Here is a 21,269-nt window from a genome sequence, read left to right on the forward strand (position 1 = left end):
AAATTATTTCCAAAAAAATATATAAACTAATGTTACAAAATATATTTATAATAATTAATATATTTATTTTTACAATAATTAATGTTATTAAATTTACATCTAAAATTATTTTTAATTTTGATATAATTATTTCATGAGTGTCAGAAAAATAAAGAAGAGCTACATCTCTTGTGTCGGATATTTTAAAAGCTATAAGAACAACAAGCAATTAGCTTTTGAATCTATTTTGGAAAGAGATTTTTTTATGCTGTTAGAATTTAATAAGGATGTTGTTTCGTTTGAAGAACAACCACTGAAAATCAATTACAAGCTAAAAGCAAAAAACACAAGATATACCCCTGATGTACTAGTGATATATAAGGATGGCTCTAAAAAAATCTTTGAAGTTAAATACCAAAGTGATATAGATTCCGATACAAAACTACAACATAAGATATCTGTTTTAAAAGAAGAAATAGCCCGACAAATGTCACTTCCTTTTGAAACATTCACAGACGCACAAATAGACCAAATATATTTCAAAAACTGTGTTTTTCTCTATAAAAATGCTTTTATCTCTGAAAGTCAAACTATGACCAATAAAGTACTAGAGAATATCAATAAGCTTTCTGAGCCCATTTCTATCAAATCATTTTTAGAACTTTTATCAACCAATCAAACTGAACAATTGCAAACACTTCCCTATCTTTGGCATAAGATATTTAAGGAACCTTCTCTGATAAACATGCACACAAAGATTACTATGTCTTCTCTTATACTTAAAGGAAAAATTCATGAGTAAACTAGACCTTTCTATAGGTTCCAAAGTCTTCTACAATAACGTTGAGCATATCATATTGAAAGCCGTCAATTTTCACACCCTATCCATAGCTCCAACAAATAATCAAAATGAAATCATCAATGTAAAAATACAAGACTTATCTTCAAAGCCTCAAGAAGAAAAAACGCAACTAGACAGCTATACGGATGAGGAGTGGAGTGAAGCAAAAAAGAAATACAATGCTATTAAAGAGCTCGTCTTTAGAAAAAAGTCACGTGACGAAGTTGAAGAGGTAGCTGCTAAGTACAAAGTGACCGCTATGACCGTCTATCGTTGGATAAAGACCTATGAAGAATCAGAAAAAATCAGTTCACTAATCTCAAGCAAACATAAACGCGGCAAAAAAGGAAGTCGCATAGAGCCTTTAACAAATAAGGTCATTGAAGATGTTATAGAAGAACTCTATCTTACCAAACAAAGAATCGGTTTTCCGAAAATCTTCAACACCATTAAAGCAGAATGCAAGAAGCTCAACATAATCCCTCCACATGAGAACACTGTCCGCAATAGAATAAAAACAATCGATCCAAAATTCGCTCTGAAAAAACGTTTTAGTGCAAAAAAAGCGAATGAAAAATATGGGAATTTTGAAGGAGAATATCCAGAGGGAAACTTTCCTTTGGAAGTGTATCAGATAGACCATACTCCACTTGACATCATACTTGTTGACTCTCACTCAAGAAAACCTCTAGGAAGACCTTATTTAACACTGGCGATTGATGTATATTCCAGAATGGTTGCAGGATTTTATCTCTCCTTGCAAGCGCCCGGATATTTCAGTGTGAGTCAGTGTCTCTACAATGCTTTTTTGCCAAAGGATGATTTTCTAAAAAAATACGATATTCAAGGCGAATGGGAAATATACGGGATTCCTTCAAAATATGCAGTCGATAACGGCAAAGATCTAATAGGGCTTGATATGCAAAGAGTATGCGATGAATTTGGCATGACTATGGTTCGAAGACCCGTTGGAAGACCACAATACGGAAGCCACGTAGAGAGGATTTTTTTGACTATAAATAAAGAAATTCATAATTTACCAGGTACTACATTTTCCAATATAGCCGAAAAAGCTGAGTATGATTCCATCAAAAACGCAACTTTTACCCTTGATGAGATAACAAAGTGGCTCACGGAGTTTATCGTCAATGTTTATCATAACCGTGTACATCATGGAATAGGCATGACACCGAGACAAAAATACAGTTTAGGCATCTTTGGCGATGATGAGAATCCGGGTACAGGCTTGCCGCCAATTGTAGAAGATAGGGAGTCGATTAAAATCGCTCTCTTACCTGCATTTTACCGAACCGTTCAAAAAGACGGCATCACACTTGATGGTATTACGTACTATTCGGATGTTCTGAGAACTTGGATAAACAGGGATGATGAACAAGGCAATAAGCTAAAGTTTAAAGTCAAAAGAGACCCTCTGAGTATCCAAAAGCTTTACTTCTTTGACCCGGAACTCAAAGAGTATTTTGAGTTAAGCTACAGAAAGCTTCATGCTCCAGATATGACCGTATGGGATCTCTATACAGCAAAGAGATATCTAAAAGAGAATAGTATCAAAGATACAAATGAAGATGACCTCTTTGATGCTTACGAACGGCTTACACACATAGAAAAACAGGCAAAAGAGAAAACAGCCAAACATAAAATAAGAAAAAGCAAAGCACCTAAAATGAGCGACATCAAGTCAAAAAGCAAAACAGAGAGTCAAGTTGTAAAAGAGAAAGAGACCAAACAAGCTGATGATGTTTTTCATGACCTCTTTGACAACATAGAAACTTTTCACATTAAAGAGTAGCGTATGAATATTGAACTAACAGAAGAAACAAAAAAAATACTTGACAGCTCTGATGAAGAGAGAATCAAATATATCAACGAAGAGTATTGGATTGACTATCCTATCGCTCAAAATATCTTAGAAAAGATGGAAGATATTTACAATTTCGGCTATGGCAAGACCAGATATATCAGCATCTTGCTTGTGGGTGGAAGCAACAACGGAAAGACATCTCTGCTCAAACAGTTTTTGGAGAAGCATCCGCCCTACGATTACAATATCGATGGCGAACAGCCTGATTGGATCACAGATGACTTCTTTGATAAATACACCGGTATTGGCAGACCTGTTTTATATGTCATCTCACCAACAGAACCAAGCGAGAGCAGACTCTACAGTATTATCTTGGAGCAATTGAATATACCCTATAAAACACGTGACTCCTTGGATGTAAAAGCTAAACTCGTAGAGTATTACCTCAAAGCTCTTAATGTCAGAGTCCTTATCATCGATGAGATTCATAACATTCTTAACGGCTCCCCTGCAAGACAAAAGCAGATTATGAGTGCTATAAGAGATTTAAGCAGCAAACTGACAATGCCCGTCATTTTAGCAGGAGTCAAAGAAGCTTTACGTGCCGTAAACACAGAAGATCAGATTAGCAGCAGATACAGACCGGAATATCTCACAAAATGGAAGATGGATAAAGATTACATCAGTCTCTTAGCCACCACAATAAGCAAACTGCCACTAAAAAAACAATCTACAATTATCAACAAGGATGATGCACAAGAGATTCTTGAACTATGTAACGGATATATTGGGGAGATTGTGAACTTGATTAAAGCAGCTGCCGTATATGCCATAAAAACAGGAAGCGAGAGAGTTACCATCAACGAGATAAAAGAGTGTGGATTTAATACTCTGCAAAATATTCATAAGACTATGAATCTCAAAGATATATGATCAAAAAGATAAACTTTCCGGAACTAAAAAATGAAAACTTTGTAATCATCCCTCTACCGCTTGAAGATGAACTGCTTTCCTCCTGGATAGTTCGCACGGCATATGCCCACAAGACGCATCCACATACTTTTACAAATCAATATCTAAACTACAGACAGCACTCTTTTTTTCTTGCTCAAAGCGATCTTACTTTAGATCCAGAGATGATTAAAATCATCGAAGAAAAAAGTCATCACAAAATAGATATTCGTTCCCTAATACTAACAACCTACTCAGGATATATTCAAGAAAATATCTATGAGAATAATCCAGCTACATTTTTTACCCATCAAAAATATTGTCCTATCTGTCTACGAGAAGACAAAGTGCCCTACTTTAGAAAAAAATGGCGGGTTGTTTTTTACAATATTTGTCATAAACACCAATGCCGCTTATACGAGCATTGTCCTTCTTGCAAAACAAAACTCGATACCTCGCAAATGTATGAAAACAGGCTACCTTACACACACTGCCACCATTGCGGATTTGAACTGAAAAAAGGAAGAAAACTACCGATTCATAAAAAGCATATTTCAAGTCTTGAGTATCAAAACAAGATTTTTAAAACTATAGAAAACGGCTATATCCAGCTTGGCAAAACTCCTGTCTACTCATTTTTATTTTTTGAAGTTTTTTCAAAACTATCCAAGCTTATACTCCTTAATTACAAGCATAAATTTATAGATAAACATCCATTATTTTTACTCATAAAAGATGCGAAACACCAAAATGTGAATCATCCTATATTTAAAAAAGTAGATGCAAAAGCACAATCAGCACTTTTTGGGTTGATTATGTATATATTTGAAGATTTTCCACACAATTTAAAAGCCTATATCCAAGCAAACAGGCTTACTTATTACGATTTAACGACAAAGGTACATAATATACCGTTTTGGTATGAGAGCATTGTTAATGACATTTCACCGCGATATCTGCCGCATAGCATGACAGTCACAAAAGAAGAAGTAGAACATGCAGAGCAATATTTAAAGTCAATACGCAAAGAAATAAACAAAGCCAATCTTACTAAATTACTAGGGTGTAATTTTGGTAGTAATGATAATAATTTAAAAAACTTCATTCAACAATAATGCCACTACTTCAAGTGTAAATATAATATTCCATAGCCCAAAAATGACTCCCCATATCTTTTCTTTCAAGCAAAGATTTAAAGTCTTTCCTTATTAATCTACTAGACACAGTTTTTAGATTATTGACAAATGAAGATAGCTTTATATGAGGCGGGGCACTAAAATGAATTATTACTTTTGACTGTTCCTCTATTGTGATGTCTACAAGCTTACATTTATGCTTATCGATATTTTGCAATATGATATTTTTTAGATTTTCTTCTAGTGTATCATATATAATTTTTTTGCCCTCAAATATACTTACAACTAAATAATAGTTTAGGTTATAAAATGAGTGTCTATTCCTTTTAAATCCGCTATTTAACAATATAATTTTTCCTTGACAACTAATTATTTTTTTTGTATAATATTATATATTAGTGTGATTTGTCAAGCGTTTTAAAAATATGACAAATTGCAATATATTTTTAAATTTTAAAATATTTTCTATACTCTTCTTTTATATAAAATATTTTTGGATAGAATACCAAAGGAGTTAAGATGACGATGATACCAAACAGAGCTAAAATTCTTGAAAAAAGTCTATGCGATTACTACTGGGCTTATTCTGATATCCTTAGAGATATAGGGATTAATGAATCTACTTATGACCAAAGAATCATGGCTTTTATGGCTTTAAAACTTCTAATTGACAATGACAAGCTTATGTTCACTTTTGAATATAATAATAATTTTGGCTTGGATCATGCAATATTTGCTAAATATGACTTGGGTGAAACAAAAAAAACTTTTCTAAATATTATAAAAAATATAGAAAAGCTTGGGCAAAATCTAAATTATTTCACACAAGAGAGCAAATATAATCCAGATACCTCTAAAAATATTTTGACCTATTTAAATCATTTTAAAACATTTGAACTTGAAAGATACATTCAAGAGCTACCTAATAATTATCTTGAAAATGTACTTGACATTTACACATATAAGGCAAATTTTAGAGACTATCCAAAAGAACAGTACAAAGACTTGTATGAAGCTACTATTTCAAGAATGAAAAAACTTAGTGGTGATTTAACAGGGCAACATTTCACTCAAAAATCTATTGTACATCTTATGTGTGAGGTTTCTAAATTTGAAGCTGAGGGGTATGATAAGCTTGCTATTTATGATCCAACTTGTGGAACTGCCAGTATGCTCATGGAATCTGCACACTACTTTTATAACAAAAATAAAATAGAAAATATTGAGGTTTATGGACAAGAGTTACACGGGCAAACTTGGCTTTTAGCAAAAATATTTCTTGAAATTAGTTCTCTTGATGGAAAATCACAAGGTATTAAAAATACGATAGCTTATGGAAACACTTTAACTAATCCTGCTTTTGCAAATGGAATCAATGGAGATACAAGCTTCGACTTTATCATAGCAAATCCACCATTTGGCGTGGATTGGAAGCATAACTATGATGAAATAGTACAAAATATGAGTAGCAAAAAAAGTGACTTTTTTGTAGTTAAAGATGAAAAAAATAAAGTAGTAACTCCTAAAAAATCTGATGGTCAATTTTTGTTTATGCAACACATAATAAATCTGATGAAATCAGAAAAAAGAAGGAATAAACACGCTCATGCGGCTATAATTAGTTCATCTACGCTTATAAGTACTGGAAATGCTACAAGTAGTGAATCAAAGATAAGAAAAGAGATATTTAATACAGGTTTTGTAAGTGCTGTGCTCGAACAGCCAAGTGCAATGTTTACCAATACGGATATAAGTTCGCATATATGGTTTTTGGATAGTGACCCAAGCGAAAAAATCACAATAGTAAAAGCAGACACAAAAGAGGAAGAACTTTTTTCACCACATCTACAAGCCAAAGATAAGATGAAGAATTCTTATAGTCAAAAAAATATTCGTAGACTTGCCACCCTTATCAACAGTAAAAAAGAGTTTAAATATAAATCAAAATTTATAGACTCAAAAGATAGATATGAGATAAATATATCAAATGAGATAGGCTTCAAAGACGAGGTGGAAGATTTAAACTTCGATGAGCTTACAAATGAGCTTAATATGCTCATGAAAGAGATGTGTGAAGAGTTTCAGAACAGCTCACTCTTTGGGATAAAATAAATGATAGGAACTTTAGATAGTCAAGTTATTGAAAAGTTTAAAGAGTTTCAGGAAAAAACTGGGAAATATGCTGATTTAGATATTAATAAAGTACTTTTTGATAAAAAAACAATAGATGATATTGTTGATGACTTTATAAAAGGTTCAACTCCTAAATATTCGCATAATCCCACGGATACAATGGTTATAAAATCTGGACAAGCTCGAGGGAATTATAATGAGTTTAACTTTACGAAAACAGCTTATTTGGATTTATCAAAAGTCAAGAACCCTAAATATTTACAAAAAGGTGATATCTTAATTAATACAACTGGTGTAGGTACTTGCGGGAGAGTAACACACTTTTCGATCTTGATGGAAATTACGTATCTGATAGTCATATAACTACTCTTAGATATGATAAAAATATAATTAATCAATTTTACTTGTTATATTTTTTCGTAAAATTTGGATTTAAAAAATTGGAGTCAATGGCAGAAGGTTCTGGTGGTCAAATAGAATTGAGTATGGATAATGTTAAGCCTTTGTCTATTTCTATTCCTAAAGATTATAATGAATATAAATCTATTGATATACAAAATATAATAGTTGAATTTTTAGAATTTTGGAAAATAAATTATACAGATATCTTTAGAAAAACTGTTGACCATCAAAAACCAATTATAGAAAAAATCAAAAAAGCTTTAGTTCCTGCTACATTTAAATATGACAAAATATTAACAAAAAGTTTTAATAGTTTTGCAGATGACAATGGCTATGATCTTACTCTAGAAAGTATAGTGTTTAAAGAAGTACCTTTTTTTGATTTAGTTAAGGTAACAAATGGTTCTGAATTTCCAGCTGGTTATGTTAAAAGAGGAACAGGCGAGATTCCATTGATAAGTGCTGGTGTGAAAAAAGACATAATGGGAACTATAAAAAGTTTATTGGGAAATAATAAATCTGAGCCTTTAAAACATTATGTATTTAATGACACTAAACAAAAATGGAACGAAGTAAAGCATTATATTGGAAAAAATTATTATACGCTAACAGCAGATGGAGAAGGTGGAAATATTACAAAAAGAGCCAAAGAAAATTATCCAAAAGGGTTTTACACTACTAATATTTGTAAAACTTTAGAATTTAATGAGGCAGATATACAGGATGATTATTTCTATATGTCTTATAAATTCACAAAATACAAATATAATTTTGATTTTGGTAATAAAGCAAATAACGATAATTTATCTTTCATAAAAATTACCTTACCTGAGAATCATAATCTCTATTCATCTTTAGATTTACAAAAAATATTAATAGAATTTTGGAATAGTATTTTACAAAGTATAGATAATCAATTTGAAAAATTTGAAAATATTACTATACTAACTGATAAAATAGATGAAGCTTTTTTATATAGAACTTTTAGCAAAATAGAATGGAGATAATGATGACAAAAGAAGGAATATATAGCCAAATAGAGAAATTCAATATTAATATAGCAAATTCAAAAGAAACTAAAAACAATAAATATTACTATATTAATTCAGATGAAGCATTACTAAAATCACAATTTATCAATGAAATACAAAAAGATATAGTTATTAAAAATAAATTAGATTCTATTGAAACAGTGATGGATTTATGTTTTGGTAGTGGGAATTTAGCTTCACATATATTATTAGAAAATCAAATACAATATAAAAATATTATTTTAAATGATTACTTTTTAGATGAATGTAATCAAGAATTAGAAAACTTATTAGAAAACTGTGAATTGAAACAATGTGATTTTTTTAATTCAGATTGTTTTGAAGAAAATAGTGTTGATTTGCTTATATTTAATCCTACCCATGGTGGTAAACCAACAATAAAAGATTTTGTTAATAAAGAAAATAAAGATTTTGATGCTTTAAATAAAACATTATCTAAAATATTAAAGCCTAATTCACTTGTTATTTTTCGAGGTTTGAAAGAAGATTTTCAAGAATTGATATTTTCTAAATTTAAATATAAAAAAATCTATTTAGAGGGGAGTCAGTCTTTATATGTTTGTTACGATATAGAGGCTGAAAAGAAAGATTGCTACGAATATACAAATAATCAATTTATAGAAAATGAAAATTGTGAAATAGAAAAAAGTTCTGATGAAGAAGATTTAGATATTGGAGAACTTATGCAAGAATTAGAAGAAAATAAGATTGAAAATAGTTTCAATGGTGTTCTTCAATCTGAATCATCAATTGTAACTAATGCACAAAATGATAATGAAGAAAAATTTACGGAGTGGTGGTTAAGTAGTAGTTATCACTCTGTTGATGGAAAACCTTATGCAGAAAGTACTAAGAAAGGATATTTACGTGCTTTAAAACAATTAAAGACGGAGTTGATTACTTTTGGATTTGATAATATTGATATATTTAAACTTCAAGATTTAAAAGAAGTAAATGAACTATTAGATAGATTAGAATCAGGCGATTTATATGATTATAATAAACGACATGATAACTCTGATACAAGTAATGGATTAAAGCAATATATAAAATTTTTAAAAGGTGAAAGTAATATAAATACCTTTAATAATAGTAAAGAAGAAGAAGACAATATGAAAGATACAGAAATTATAAAAATAAAATTTTCAGATGAAGGAAAAGGAAACTTAGATTTTTCATATAAAAATATTCTTTTTAAAGGTGTTCCAGGTACTGGGAAAAGTAGGGCTATAAATGAGATTATAAAAAATCATTTAGAATTAGCAAAAAATGATAAAAATGCACTGCGTATAAATATACATTCTGCATCTTCAAATAGTGATCTTATGCAAGGAATAGGAATATCAACAAGTGATAAAGGAAATATCAAATATAGTGAAAAGCAGGGGCTTATATTAGATATTATAAAAAGAGCTACATTTCATCCAAATCAACCTTTTGTATTGATTCTTGAAGAGATACAAGAAAATAGCCTCAATGAGCTTATTGGGGATTTAATCTACTTAATTGAAGATGATAAAAGAGCAAAATTAACCGCTGATAATAAAGAATATGATAACTATGAAGACCTTGTGGATAAATTGGTAGATGAAGATGATACTTTAGACTATGTTGAGATACCATATCTTGTAAATGATAGTACGAAGTATAAAAAAATGATAATGCCATATAATTTATATATATTTTGTACATCTAATTATAGAGATGATAAAAAAGTGATAGAAGATAATCTCTTAAGAAGGTTTGAGGTTATTGAAATTTATCCAAAGGAAACTATCGTAAATGATTATGCAAAAGATTTTTTTGATAAATTGAATAAGTCTATTAATGCTGTTATGGAAAAGCAAGGCGAAATTCATCCTGATAGATTTTTAATAGGTCATGCTATATGGAAAGATGTTGAAAATAAAGAGTTATTTTATAAAGCATTTTCTAAATTGATAACAGAATTTAAAGATATAAGAGAAATAGAATTTGATGTTTTTAAATCTATCATAGAAGGTATATCTTTACCTGAAGATGTTAGTATTGAGATTGAAAATAGCTATTATAAAATGATAAAAGATATTCAATCAAAAATTCACTATGACTTCCTTAGTTAAACTAATATTCCTTAAAGAGAATGAAAAAGATATTTTTTATTCTCTTCAAAATCAAGGGATAAATTCTTCTAAATTTGAACATCATTTTATTGATTTATTTAATAAAATGTATAACAATGAAGTGGGTTATTACATCTTCAAGCAAGATGAACAAATTTATAAAATTATCATATTACCTAAAACGATTGATGAAAAAAGTCCAACTGCACAAAAAGATTTTGTGAATTATTTACTTCATTATCATAGAGTAAATAATAAATACAGATTTGACACAACAAAACAGATACCAAATTCACTTTTAAGTCTTGCATTTGAAGAAAACAATCAAGATGAAAACAACTCTCATAACCCAATTGAAGAGTTTGAATATTATAAGTACAAATCAATACTTGAATCAATAGAGTACTTTTTTAAAAAGCATAAAAATTTTAGAAAAATTCATATAGATTATAAATCACAAGATATTAAATATAAACTTAATCTCTCAAAAAATATAAAAGAGTTAGACAAAACAAAAATACATCAAACACAATCGTTAGATGTACTGTATTCTCAAATAGCAACTATAACTTATGGTGCTTTAAAATTGTTTGCTAAAAGAAGAATAGATATTATCAAAGATGAAGAATATAAAAAGCAACTCATCCAAGAAGCAAGAGAACTGATAAGCTTTATCGCTAAAAAATATCCTATAGATAAGAATTACAAATTTAGTTTATCAAAATTGAATAATTCTAAAACAACAAAAGTGTATAGTAACAAGAGTGATACCAAGTTGTTGTTAGTGGATATAAAATCATTGTTTGGTTTTGAGCAGATGTATCAAGATAATGAAGTGTATGTTAGCAATCGATATGATTTAACTACAACATCATTTTTTATAAATCCTTCAACATTCTATGAATGGTATATTTATGATATTTTTGAAAGTACTGTAGGTCATCAATATTCTGTACTTTTTGATAAGCACAAAGAAGCAAGTAAAAAAACCCAGACACAATATGATTTAACCTCAAAATATGATGGTGATACAAAGAGAAATTCAAAACCTGACTATATTTTGATTGATGAAGAAAAGAAAATAAAAGTTGTACTTGATGCTAAATGGAAAAACATTCCTAAGTTTAATGAAATTGGATCTGAAGATTTTTTAAAGTTAAAGCTTGATACAGAGTTATTAAATAATAACGGCTATTCAACATTGGCTTATTTGATTTATCCATATTATCCACATGAGAATGACCATATTAAAATTACAAAAGAAAGTAACCAATATTTTAACTTTGGTGTTTTGAAAATTGATATGAATTTCGATAAAGATAAAAATAGTATTAATTTTAAATATGATTTTGAAAGAATTGAAGAACAGATTAGAAAAGAAGAGAATGACGCCATAATTCAATCAAGCTCTGAAAGATTTACAAGTGAAATAGATGTTCGCAGAAGTGAGTTAATTACTAAACTCTTAAACAGTGAAGATCTTGAAAACAAAGAAGAAGTTTTTGCTGAACTTGATAATACACTTTTAGAATCAGCAACAAAATTAAGTGAAGAGATAGGAGAAAAAATATCTCCAGAAGTTCAAGAAGTTCTTGACCAATATAGTGATATTTTAGAGGAAGATAGTATAAAGTTTTTAAAATCTTCTTCTTCAATATACAACTATTACGTAGCTAGAAACTTTGAACATTTTGATTATTCTATGCCCGCAAGTGGTTTATGGAAACTAGTTGAACTTGAGCTTAATACGTCTTTTTCATGGTTTCTAAGAATCAAAAGTAATGTTTGTAATAATACTTCTCCTTGGATAAATATATCAAACTCAAGACGAAGTATCACTCAAGATTTAGAGAATAGAAAGCAAGTGAAGTTAAATCAATTCGAACACAATAATATAAGTAAACTTCAAGGCATAATGCTAGGTGGAATTATTTTGCTTCTTAAAGATGCAAAAACAATTGAGGAGTTTGATGAAATAGAAAATTTGAATAGAGTATTTTTCACATCAGAATTAACTGGATTTCTCTCAGAAATTATTAACTTAAGAAATGAACATGCACATATAAAAGCAATGTCATTAGAAAAATTTGATGAACTTTATAAAAAATTATTTAACAATAATGATTTAACAAAAACAAACATTTACAAACTATTAAAATTTAAAAAATCAACCAAATCTTTTATTACAAAATAATTTTTTTCAAAACACTCTCACACCATCTCTCAACACTGTCATCGTCAACATCGCCTTTTTTATGCTCTTTTTGCTCAAATGAAAGAGAGTAGTTCTTTTCAACATACCTAGCAAGGTCTTTATACGGCAAATCTTCTTCAATGTAGTGTTCTATTATCTCTTGCATATCATGTTCAGTATACGGCTCCGTATCTTCACTTGTAAAAAATATCCAGGTTGATGGTCCCCAACTGCTGTCTTGCTCTATCTCAACAATGTATACAGCTTTTTGGTCATAAGCAAGCTCTCCAAACAGAAATCTTCTTTGCTTGTCCTCATCACCATGCAGTAGTGACCTTGACTTAGTTGACTTTCGTTTTTTGTTTTGAATCTTTTTTATTTTTAACGGTCCAACGAGTTCTGAACCCTCTACAAATGCAAAAGTCAGTAAAGCCTCATAAAACTGATAAAAGTTTTCTAAATTAAATATCTTCTTCTCTGTATTGTTTTCTTCTGAGTCGTTTGAGATTGCAACTTCACCAAGATTTTTATCTCCATCAGCTGTCGGAGTTTCAAAACTGTTCCCCACCGTTTTTGGAATATTATCAACAAGCAGTTCTGATTCATTCTCTAAATAGATAGTTGTTTCATGCATAGGTACTTTGTTTTTATAGTATTCATCTTCGTTTGTGCGTATGATATATGTTAGATACTCACTAGATGGTGTGCCCGTATAAATCTTATTGCTTCTTTGAGGCTTTTTTCTTTTGAACTTTTTCTTAGGCGGCTTGGGAATATTATATTGCTCAGGACCAATATCTCTAGGGTCTGCTTTGGCACTAAACTGTTTATAGTAAAGCTCTTCAAATCCTAGCGCTGAGTTATCCGAATGTATATTTAGGACCAAGTACTTAGGATTACCTCTTTCATCGTCTCCTAGGTATATGTATGAAGCGTATATCTCGAAAGGATTTTTAACAGGGAATTGCGCCTTGATTTGTTGATACTCAAAGCTCGCACTTAAAGATTTTTGATTTGAAATATATTCAAGTCTTGCTCTTGCAAAAGAATTACCTATAAAACGACATAAAAAAGGCAGGTCTTTTTTTCCTGCTTTCTTTTTAATATGCAGCTTTATGACAGTTTCTCCTTTGGCATTTTTTTCATTATGGAAACTACCTTCATAATAAAGCTCTCCAAGCGTCTCACTCATAATCGCATGTTTCATAGATGAAGATAAGAAGTAGAATCTATTTGCTATCGTATAGCACGGTATTATAAGTGTACATTCATCTTGTACTTCTACATGGGCATATTGTCTCAACAGGTACTTAGCTACATCTTCATAATCTATTATGTTTTTAGCTTCTTCTTCACTAAGGACCGTTGATAAACGCACAAGATTTACATCAATATTTTCATTGACTGTAAACTCACCCTTGAGCAAAGTTTTATTCTGACCAACATGCTCACCGTCAGTATATATATGACCGACTTTATACTTATATCTCATCATTTCAGGGGCTATATGTTCTGAACGAAATCTGCCTGTTTTTATATTACGAAAAATTGCTTTGTAGTAGTTGGGGTGTTCTTTGATATTGATATCTGTAACTGTTACAAATTCAAACGGTTGGTTAGGAAATTTTGAGAAGAAATTGAGGATTGCTGAATTGTTTTGTGACAAATCTCAATCCTCCAGTAACATTTATTATTGTAGAGTAACTTTTGTTCTTGTAAATGACATTTATGTTCTATAATCAGCGTTAATCTTAACATATTCATGACCTAAATCACAGCCATAAGCTTTAAAACTGCCCTCGCCTACGCCTAAATCACAGCTAATTGTGAATTTTTTATGCTGCATTATAACCGCACATTTTTTCTCCATCTCTGCGTCAAAGAGTATCTCGCCTCTATCATAAACACAAAGATTATCAAATGATATTTTTAGCTTCTCTTCATAAGCTTCAACTCCACTAGCTCCTATTGTAGAAGCAATTCTTCCCCAGTTTGGGTCTTCGCCAAATAGCGCAGTTTTAACAAGTAGTGAATCTGAGAGCGCTTTTGCAGCAATTTCTGCCTCTCTATCATCTCTAGCACCGCTTACTTTATAAGTTACAAGCTTTGTTGCACCCTCTCCATCTCTTACCATCTCTAGTGCCAAAAAGTGCATAACTTTAAAGAGAGCCTCTTTAAATGCCTCTTTATCATAAGCACCACTTCTTGAGTTTGCTAAAAGTAAAACCGTATCATTTGTTGAAGTATCTCCATCAACACTAATAGCGTTAAAGGTGGTTTTTACCACTTCATCTAAAATCTCTTGCATCTCGGCTCTGCTTACTTTTGCATCAGTTGTAATAAAACAGAGCATTGTTGCCATAGCAGGATTTATCATCCCAGCACCTTTTGCAATTGCCCCTATGTTGAAACTGCTTCCATCGTCGAGCTTTACGTTAAAGGAGATTTCTTTGGGAAATGTATCAGTTGTCATAATAGCCCTTGAAGCGCTACTAGAATCTCGTTTTCTTAAATCAAAAAGTTTCATGCCCTCTATGATTTTAACTTTAGGAAGTCTAACCCCAATAACTCCTGTTGAGCTCATAATAGGATTCTTTACATGTAGAGGAGAGTTTGATAAAACCTCTTTTATATCTTCAATCCCTGCTTTGCCAGTCATTGCGTTTGCATTTTTTGAGTTTATGACTATAAAGTTTGATTTAACATTACCCATCTCTCTAAAATGTCTAATTGGCGCTGCGCACATCTTGTTTGTAGTAAAAACAGAAGCAACCTCACACTCATCTTCACTATAGATAAATGCCATATCTTTAGCACCCTCTTTTTTAAGTCCTGCACTGATTCCATCAGCAAAAAAACCTTTACTAGCACATACTCCGAGGCTTGAATAGATTATATTATACAAATTTGAGCTCCTTTGGCTTATCTCTTTTTCTTAGTAAATCTTTTGTAACATTTATATCTTTATGCGTTCCAATTACAAGAAGTTTACACTCACTCGTAATTAAAACATCACCTTTTGGCATTGCCAAAAATTTCCCATCTTTTTTTGTAATACCTACAATTGAAGTGTTTGTTATCTCTCTTATATGTGTCTCTCTTAGTTTTTTAAGAACAGCCCAACTATATTTTGGAACTTCTATCTCTTCCATATCCAGAGGATTATCGCTCTTGTATAAAAACTCTTCAAGCAAATTTTCCATATCAGGACGAGCAGCCATGGCGGTTATCCTCTGTGCTGTTAGTTTAGTTGGGGATATAACTGTATCTGCACCTAATTTTTTAAGTTTTTCAACATCACTTACACTCTCAGCAGATGAGATTATATAGTAAGGTCGAGGCAAAAAATGCTCTTTTTCAAAAAGTCTAACCGAAGCTATAAGAGCTATATTATCAGACATAGAGCTAGACAAAGTAATAAGCCCTTTAGCGGAAGCAAGATGTGCTTTTAGCATAGTAAGTTCTGCGTGTGGTTCTGCCTTTAAGTATGTTGCATAATTATACTCTTGAGCCCACTCATGTATCTCTTCTCTTGGGTCAACCACAATAAAAGGGATATGATTTTCTCTCAACTGTTTAGTAACCTCAAGAGTATAATCATTATGATAACAGACTACATAATGTTTTTTGAGCCTTGCTATGCTGTATAACATTCTTCGCTCCTTTAATATTTTAGATAATTTCCCTCTTCTTACAACCTCAACAACAATACCGATTGCAAAAGTAAATACAGTAAATCCCAAAATAATAAGAGTTACTGTAAAAATTTGACCCTCAGGTGAGAACTCTCCCTCATTCATTGAACCAAATCCAACCGTTGTAAAGGTGTAGCCAGCTTGAAAAATTGCATCCATTATCGAATAATTTTCCAGATAGTAGTAACCTAATGTTCCAATCAGCATAAGAAGCTGGATTAATATTAGTGGTGTTCTAAAAGGGAGGAGTTGTGCATAAAGTTCATCATTAAGTGTGACAGCAGGCTTGGGAGAAGTCTCCCAATGTAAAAATTTTCGAATCTTCTCTAAGAGATTCAAGGCGGCGTCCTCTAAGACTTAAGAATTTTTCTTAAGTGTACGCAACTCTCTTGCAGAGATTTTGATCTTACGAGTTGTACCGTCATCTAAAGCGATACGTACAGTTCTAAGATTTAATAAAAAACGACGTTTTGTTCTGTTCTTAGCGTGTGAAACATTGTTTCCACTCATTGGGCCTTTGCCACTAATAGCGCATTTTTTTGCCATAATTAGCTTCCTTGTATTTAGGTTTTAAAAGTTGCGAATTATATCAATCCTAAACAAAACTTCTGCTTAAGGGTATATTTACAATTAATATTTCTTTTATCGTTATGAGGATAAAATAGAGTAAATTTAATAGGCATAGATGAAAAAATGATAACAAAAGAGAATATTAATAGCTTTATAGAGAAGATACCGCCTTCGCCAAAAGTTTTAAATGAGGCGCTCTCTCTTTTAAAAATGGGTGAATTAGTAAAAGCAGCCAAAGTTGCAGAGAGTGATTTGACGCTAAAGTCATATCTTAAAAGTATTGTTAACAAGCCTATCTATGGATTTAGAAATGAGGTTAGCGATATAGGACAAATCTTTGGAATCCTTGGTGTCTCTTTATCTCAACAGAGCGTATATAATTACATGGTAACTCTACTTAGCCCAAACAAGTGGTCTCTCTTCAAGCTCAATCGTTCACTATTTTATGAACTTCAAGCAACTCTTTCAAAAAGATGGGAAGCTATTTTAATTCATCTTAATATCCATGATGACAATATCTATGCAGCCATCTCTCTGCTTCCTGCTAGTATCATTGTAACAGAAGCCCTTTTTGCACAAAAAAAAGAGGATGTTGAACTTTTAAGAAGCACTAAAGCACTAGACTATAATACGATTTTAATGCGTTTATGTGGAGTAGATCTTTTTGATATATGTGAAGAGATTGCTAAAAAATGGGAAATGGATGATAGTGTAAGTGCGATAGTTCATGCAGCTTCAGGTATAAAAACCTCTGAGAATCAAGAGATAAACACTCTTGGAAAATGGATGCATCTTCTGCTCTTCTATAAATTATCACAACCAGAGTTTATAAACGCTGGGCTAAATGATTTTGTTGATTTTAAAGTTGAGTATGTTAGTGATATATATGATGATTTTGCTTTGCTAATGGAGATTGAATGAAAGCTGTAGTAAAAGATGGGATTGCTGTATTTTCTCCTCAAGGATTTATAGATGCAAATAGCTCAAGCGCATTTATGAGCATAGAAGATATTGAAGCGGCAACAAACTTAAAAGCTGATATGATTTTAATTTCACTAAAAAAAGTTGTTTTTTTCAATCGTAATGGCTTAGATATTTTCATAAAACTATTCTCTAAAATCCGCAAAAAAAATCAAGCAATTGTTGGCTTTTGTGATTATGATAGAAAAAAATATGATGCAGTGAGAAAATTTTTTCAAGATGAACTCAACTTCTCACTCTTTAAAACATTAGAGATAGCCTATCTTTTTTCTTCAAGCTTTAAAAACCAAAATAAAAATATATTGATTTACAGTACCGACAAATCCCAACGATCTGCCATGGCGATAGAGCTACGTGATGGAGGACACAACCCTACAGTTGCCCAGTCTATTGAAGATTTTGAAGATAAAAAAAACAGCGGCGCTGCTTATGACTATATTATTGACTCGACATTTCTTGGACACATGGGACAAAAAGTTGCAGCTAGAGTAACTGGCAATGCAATTATCTATACAATCTCATCTTTTCTAGATGTTGAAATAGCTGAGCAGTTCAATATAGAGTATCATAACAACTCACTCAATGTTGGTTTTAGACTCTTTATATTTGATGCCTATAAAGTCCTTAGTATGAATATTCATGCCCTAAATTTTTTCTCAAAACTTGCTAGTTCAGCAGCTGAATATAATGCTAGTATCTGCTTTGTAGGTATGAAATTTGATAAAACTCCAATAGTATTTAAAGAAACCATGGAAGATGCAGGAATACTTTTTTATGCACAAATGGATGACATCCTTAAAAACAAAAACCTCCTAAAAGAGTTAGGTGCCAGCAGCGCTGCTAATATTAAAAATAAAAGAGTAATAAATAAAGAGACAATTTTAGAGTTACCAAAATTTATAGATGCCACTGTTGCTACATTAGAGATGATGACAAATGCAAAAGCAACTAAAGAGTCTTTAAATGTTCGCAACTTAACTATTGAAGAAAAAAAGGACAAAATTGCAAGTTCTATTGGCTACTATGGTGATATGGACGGTATCATTATTTTAGTTTTTCCAAAAGAGATTGCGAAAAAAGCTTGTGAACTTCTAATTGGAGAGAGTACTGATGATTTGGAGATGATTTTAGATACGTTAGCGGAACTTGTAAATATTGTAGGCGGAAAGATAAAAACACTTCTTAGTGATGAAAATATCAGTGTAAATATAACTCTTCCTAGAACATATCAAGATATAGATAGTTTGATGGAAGTTGTTGAGGGAAGAAAGGGTGTACAGGTAGATTTACTCTTTGGGAATGATAAATTTCTCTTCTTCTTAACAAGATAAAAGCAACAAAACTGTAAAATCACAAAATAAAAAAGGAAAATAGATGAAAGTAGCTCCAAGTATTTTATCAGCTGATTTTGGCAATTTACAAAGAGATGTTGAAGCTATTTGTGCTGCTGGTTGTGACTATGTACATGTAGATGTTATGGATGGGCATTTTGTTCCAAATCTTACAATTGGACCCGTAGTTGTCTCTGCCATTGCAGCGTGTGCAACAAAACCTCTTGACATTCATCTAATGGTTGAGAACAACACTTTCTTCGTGGACCTTTTTGCACCTTTAAAACCTGAATATATCTCTTTTCATATAGAAGAGGAGAAGCATCCGCATAGACTTATTCAAAAAATACGCTCTTTAGGCATCAAACCAGCAATTGTGTTAAATCCTCATACACCACCTGAAGCCATTGAGTATCTTTTGGCTGATTTGGATATGGTTCTGCTTATGAGTGTAAATCCTGGATTTGGTGGGCAAAGTTTTATAGAGAGTGTTGTGCCAAAAGCAAAAAAGCTAAGTGCGATGAGAGATGAAATAAATCCAAAATGCCTTATAGAAGTTGATGGTGGAGTAAGTGATAAAAACGTTAAACTTCTCAAAGAGGTCGGCGTAGATATTGTCGTTGCGGGAAGCTATGTATTTAACCATGAAAATAAAAAAACAGCAATTGAGTCTTTAAAAATATAACCATGCGCACTAAGATTTGTGGAATAACCTCTTATGATGATGCTATGAGTGCGATTGATTCTGGTGCTGATGCTTTAGGATTCGTTTTTTATGAAGCCTCTGCGAGATATATCTCTCCAAGAGATGCAGCAGAGATTATAAAAAAGCTACCTCCATTTATAGAAAAAGTTGCTCTTTTTGTAAATAGCGATGCTCAAATAATAAACTCTTACTGCCAAGAAGCTGGTGCAACATTGGCCCAGATTCACTTTGAAGCCCCACTCAGATTATATGAACAGTTGTTCGTCCCTTATATAAAAGTCATCAGAGCAAAAGAGCCACAAGATATTTTGCAATATGCTAATGAGTACCGTCTTGTGGATGCTTACTGCGAAACATACGGTGGAAGCGGAAAAAGATTAAATCTTGATTGGTTTGATGGAGTCGATTGCTCAAAAATTATTTTAGCTGGCGGATTAGACCCCAAAAATGTCTCTTCTCTTAAGAAATATGGTTTTTATGGTGTTGATGTTAGTAGTGGGGTTGAGATTTCGCAGGGCAAAAAAGATTATAAAAAAGTTAAAGAGTTTATTAGAAATGCAAAGTAATGATATATGATTTTTGATGAGCCAACTTTCTCCCTAGACGCAAAAAGTATCCATAAACTCTCAACTAAAGGTTTATCTATTAAGACGTTAAGGGAGCAGATACATGACGATTTGGATTTTTTACTTCAACTTTGGCATGCTCAGGGCTTGGAGATAGTAAAGCAATCTGGAAGTTTCTACTTTACCACTGCTTTTAAACCTATGAGTGAGAGTACTTTTTGTATTGTAGATATTGAGACAAACGGCTCAAAGATAGAGAAGCATCAAATCATAGAGATAGCTGCGCTAAAAGTTAAAAATGGTTTAGTAGTAGAGCGCTTTGAATCACTAGTAGAGTGCCATGAAATAAATCCTCACATAACAGAAATAACAGGTATCTCTACCAATGAAACCATAGACGCACCAAATCTTAAAAAAGTTATGTATGATTTTAGAACATTTTTAGGTGACGCAGTTTTTATCGCTCATGATGTGAAATTTGATTATAAGTTTATATCTTTGAGTATGCAAAAGATTGGTCTGCCTCCACTTCTAAATAGAAGTTTATGTTCACTCTCTCTAGCTGAGAGGACTATAGAATCTTATAGGTACGCTCTATCTTATCTAAATACAATATTCAATCTCCATCCAGAGGCTACCCATCATAGAGCGATGAGTGATGTTATAACAACATACGAACTTTTTAAATTATCATTAAATAGTGTTGATAAAGAAGTGAAAACAGTTGAAGATTTAATAAGATTTTCAAAAGAGGCAAAAAGACTAAAGCGACCAAAATTTGATCCTCGACTTGAGGATCAAGAGTAAT

19 protein-coding genes are annotated in these 21,269 nt (G+C 31.6%); 14 read left to right on the forward strand and 5 right to left on the reverse strand.

Features of this window, described 5'->3' with window-relative positions; translation table 11 throughout:
• Positions 1 to 133: 133 nt before the first annotated feature.
• The 4 genes from SUDEN_RS11095 to SUDEN_RS08290 are packed head-to-tail and all read left to right on the forward strand — an operon-like array spanning position 134 to position 4,708.
• Positions 134 to 781 (forward strand): heteromeric transposase endonuclease subunit TnsA, encoded by a 648-nt coding sequence (locus tag SUDEN_RS11095; protein ID WP_011372325.1) that lies wholly within the window; start codon positions 134 to 136, stop codon positions 779 to 781.
• Positions 774 to 2,630: a Mu transposase C-terminal domain-containing protein gene (locus tag SUDEN_RS08280; protein WP_011372326.1), complete on the forward strand. Its 1,857-nt coding sequence runs from the start codon at positions 774 to 776 to the stop codon at positions 2,628 to 2,630. Before SUDEN_RS11095 ends, SUDEN_RS08280 begins: the two co-directional genes overlap by 8 nt.
• 3 nt (positions 2,631 to 2,633) lie before the next feature.
• Positions 2,634 to 3,575 (forward strand): TniB family NTP-binding protein, encoded by a 942-nt coding sequence (locus SUDEN_RS08285; RefSeq protein ID WP_011372327.1) that lies wholly within the window; start codon positions 2,634 to 2,636, stop codon positions 3,573 to 3,575.
• Complete coding sequence (locus SUDEN_RS08290) at positions 3,572 to 4,708, forward strand: TniQ family protein (protein WP_011372328.1); 1,137 nt, start codon at positions 3,572 to 3,574, stop codon at positions 4,706 to 4,708. Before SUDEN_RS08285 ends, SUDEN_RS08290 begins: the two co-directional genes overlap by 4 nt.
• A gap of 10 nt (positions 4,709 to 4,718) precedes the next feature.
• On the opposite strand, the gene tnpA is transcribed toward SUDEN_RS08290, so the two are convergent.
• Complete coding sequence (gene tnpA, locus SUDEN_RS08295) at positions 4,719 to 5,075, reverse strand: IS200/IS605 family transposase (protein ID WP_011372329.1); 357 nt, start codon at positions 5,073 to 5,075, stop codon at positions 4,719 to 4,721.
• A 173-nt stretch (positions 5,076 to 5,248) separates the two neighbouring features.
• Between tnpA and SUDEN_RS08300 the strand changes: the two genes are divergently transcribed.
• The 5 genes from SUDEN_RS08300 to SUDEN_RS08315 all read left to right on the forward strand — a co-directional run bounded on the left by SUDEN_RS08300 (position 5,249) and on the right by SUDEN_RS08315 (position 12,612).
• Positions 5,249 to 6,841: an HsdM family class I SAM-dependent methyltransferase gene (locus tag SUDEN_RS08300; protein WP_011372330.1), complete on the forward strand. Its 1,593-nt coding sequence runs from the start codon at positions 5,249 to 5,251 to the stop codon at positions 6,839 to 6,841.
• Positions 6,842 to 7,225, forward strand: a complete 384-nt coding sequence (locus tag SUDEN_RS11100; RefSeq protein ID WP_011372331.1) for a hypothetical protein — start codon at positions 6,842 to 6,844, stop codon at positions 7,223 to 7,225.
• An 86-nt stretch (positions 7,226 to 7,311) separates the two neighbouring features.
• A complete protein-coding gene (locus tag SUDEN_RS11105; protein WP_049752194.1) occupies positions 7,312 to 8,271 on the forward strand; it encodes a hypothetical protein in 960 nt (319 codons plus the stop codon).
• A 2-nt stretch (positions 8,272 to 8,273) separates the two neighbouring features.
• Complete coding sequence (locus SUDEN_RS08310; protein WP_011372333.1) at positions 8,274 to 10,418, forward strand: AAA family ATPase; 2,145 nt, start codon at positions 8,274 to 8,276, stop codon at positions 10,416 to 10,418.
• Positions 10,402 to 12,612, forward strand: coding sequence for a hypothetical protein (locus SUDEN_RS08315; RefSeq protein ID WP_011372334.1), 2,211 nt, complete (start codon positions 10,402 to 10,404; stop codon positions 12,610 to 12,612). Before SUDEN_RS08310 ends, SUDEN_RS08315 begins: the two co-directional genes overlap by 17 nt.
• Here the strand turns inward: SUDEN_RS08315 and SUDEN_RS08320 are convergent.
• The 4 genes from SUDEN_RS08320 to rpmB are packed head-to-tail and all read right to left on the reverse strand — an operon-like array spanning position 12,602 to position 16,853.
• A complete protein-coding gene (locus tag SUDEN_RS08320) occupies positions 12,602 to 14,278 on the reverse strand; it encodes a hypothetical protein (protein ID WP_011373217.1) in 1,677 nt (558 codons plus the stop codon). The genes SUDEN_RS08315 and SUDEN_RS08320 overlap by 11 nt on opposite strands.
• A gap of 60 nt (positions 14,279 to 14,338) precedes the next feature.
• Positions 14,339 to 15,517: a bifunctional glutamate N-acetyltransferase/amino-acid acetyltransferase ArgJ gene (gene argJ / locus SUDEN_RS08325; RefSeq protein WP_011373218.1), complete on the reverse strand. Its 1,179-nt coding sequence runs from the start codon at positions 15,515 to 15,517 to the stop codon at positions 14,339 to 14,341.
• Positions 15,510 to 16,646, reverse strand: a complete 1,137-nt coding sequence (locus SUDEN_RS08330; protein WP_011373219.1) for a potassium channel family protein — start codon at positions 16,644 to 16,646, stop codon at positions 15,510 to 15,512. Before SUDEN_RS08330 ends, argJ begins: the two co-directional genes overlap by 8 nt.
• A gap of 18 nt (positions 16,647 to 16,664) precedes the next feature.
• Positions 16,665 to 16,853 carry a 50S ribosomal protein L28 gene (rpmB, locus tag SUDEN_RS08335; protein ID WP_011373220.1) on the reverse strand — a complete coding sequence of 63 codons (189 nt, stop codon included), beginning with the start codon at positions 16,851 to 16,853 and terminating at the stop codon, positions 16,665 to 16,667.
• Between the two features lie 147 nt (positions 16,854 to 17,000).
• Here rpmB and SUDEN_RS08340 point away from each other — a divergent pair, with 147 nt between their 5' ends.
• Genes SUDEN_RS08340 through SUDEN_RS08360 form a run of 5 tightly spaced genes read left to right on the forward strand, consistent with a single transcriptional unit; the run spans position 17,001 to position 21,268 of the window.
• Positions 17,001 to 17,798, forward strand: coding sequence for an HDOD domain-containing protein (locus SUDEN_RS08340; protein ID WP_011373221.1), 798 nt, complete (start codon positions 17,001 to 17,003; stop codon positions 17,796 to 17,798).
• Positions 17,795 to 19,189: a chemotaxis protein CheX gene (locus tag SUDEN_RS08345; RefSeq protein ID WP_011373222.1), complete on the forward strand. Its 1,395-nt coding sequence runs from the start codon at positions 17,795 to 17,797 to the stop codon at positions 19,187 to 19,189. Before SUDEN_RS08340 ends, SUDEN_RS08345 begins: the two co-directional genes overlap by 4 nt.
• A gap of 43 nt (positions 19,190 to 19,232) precedes the next feature.
• Positions 19,233 to 19,874: a ribulose-phosphate 3-epimerase gene (gene rpe / locus SUDEN_RS08350; protein WP_011373223.1), complete on the forward strand. Its 642-nt coding sequence runs from the start codon at positions 19,233 to 19,235 to the stop codon at positions 19,872 to 19,874.
• A 2-nt stretch (positions 19,875 to 19,876) separates the two neighbouring features.
• A complete protein-coding gene (locus SUDEN_RS08355) occupies positions 19,877 to 20,461 on the forward strand; it encodes a phosphoribosylanthranilate isomerase (RefSeq protein ID WP_011373224.1) in 585 nt (194 codons plus the stop codon).
• 6 nt (positions 20,462 to 20,467) lie between these two features.
• Positions 20,468 to 21,268, forward strand: coding sequence for a 3'-5' exonuclease (locus SUDEN_RS08360; protein WP_011373225.1), 801 nt, complete (start codon positions 20,468 to 20,470; stop codon positions 21,266 to 21,268).
• Position 21,269 lies beyond the last annotated feature (1 nt).

Source organism: Sulfurimonas denitrificans DSM 1251 (genome assembly GCF_000012965.1).
Classification (GTDB): Bacteria; Campylobacterota; Campylobacteria; order Campylobacterales; family Sulfurimonadaceae; genus Sulfurimonas; species Sulfurimonas denitrificans.

Coding starts and splice junctions, on each gene's coding strand:
- SUDEN_RS11105 (WP_049752194.1), top strand. CDS start 7,312: ATGGCAGAAGGTTCTGGTGGTCAAATAGAATTGAGTATGGATAATGTT.
- SUDEN_RS08280 (WP_011372326.1), top strand. CDS start 774: ATGAGTAAACTAGACCTTTCTATAGGTTCCAAAGTCTTCTACAATAAC.
- SUDEN_RS08345 (WP_011373222.1), top strand. CDS start 17,795: ATGAAAGCTGTAGTAAAAGATGGGATTGCTGTATTTTCTCCTCAAGGA.
- SUDEN_RS08300 (WP_011372330.1), top strand. CDS start 5,249: ATGACGATGATACCAAACAGAGCTAAAATTCTTGAAAAAAGTCTATGC.
- SUDEN_RS08360 (WP_011373225.1), top strand. CDS start 20,468: ATGATTTTTGATGAGCCAACTTTCTCCCTAGACGCAAAAAGTATCCAT.
- SUDEN_RS11095 (WP_011372325.1), top strand. CDS start 134: ATGAGTGTCAGAAAAATAAAGAAGAGCTACATCTCTTGTGTCGGATAT.
- SUDEN_RS08290 (WP_011372328.1), top strand. CDS start 3,572: ATGATCAAAAAGATAAACTTTCCGGAACTAAAAAATGAAAACTTTGTA.
- SUDEN_RS11100 (WP_011372331.1), top strand. CDS start 6,842: ATGATAGGAACTTTAGATAGTCAAGTTATTGAAAAGTTTAAAGAGTTT.
- SUDEN_RS08315 (WP_011372334.1), top strand. CDS start 10,402: ATGACTTCCTTAGTTAAACTAATATTCCTTAAAGAGAATGAAAAAGAT.
- SUDEN_RS08285 (WP_011372327.1), top strand. CDS start 2,634: ATGAATATTGAACTAACAGAAGAAACAAAAAAAATACTTGACAGCTCT.
- rpe (WP_011373223.1), top strand. CDS start 19,233: ATGAAAGTAGCTCCAAGTATTTTATCAGCTGATTTTGGCAATTTACAA.
- rpmB (WP_011373220.1), bottom strand. CDS start 16,853: ATGGCAAAAAAATGCGCTATTAGTGGCAAAGGCCCAATGAGTGGAAAC.
- SUDEN_RS08355 (WP_011373224.1), top strand. CDS start 19,877: ATGCGCACTAAGATTTGTGGAATAACCTCTTATGATGATGCTATGAGT.
- SUDEN_RS08310 (WP_011372333.1), top strand. CDS start 8,274: ATGACAAAAGAAGGAATATATAGCCAAATAGAGAAATTCAATATTAAT.
- SUDEN_RS08340 (WP_011373221.1), top strand. CDS start 17,001: ATGATAACAAAAGAGAATATTAATAGCTTTATAGAGAAGATACCGCCT.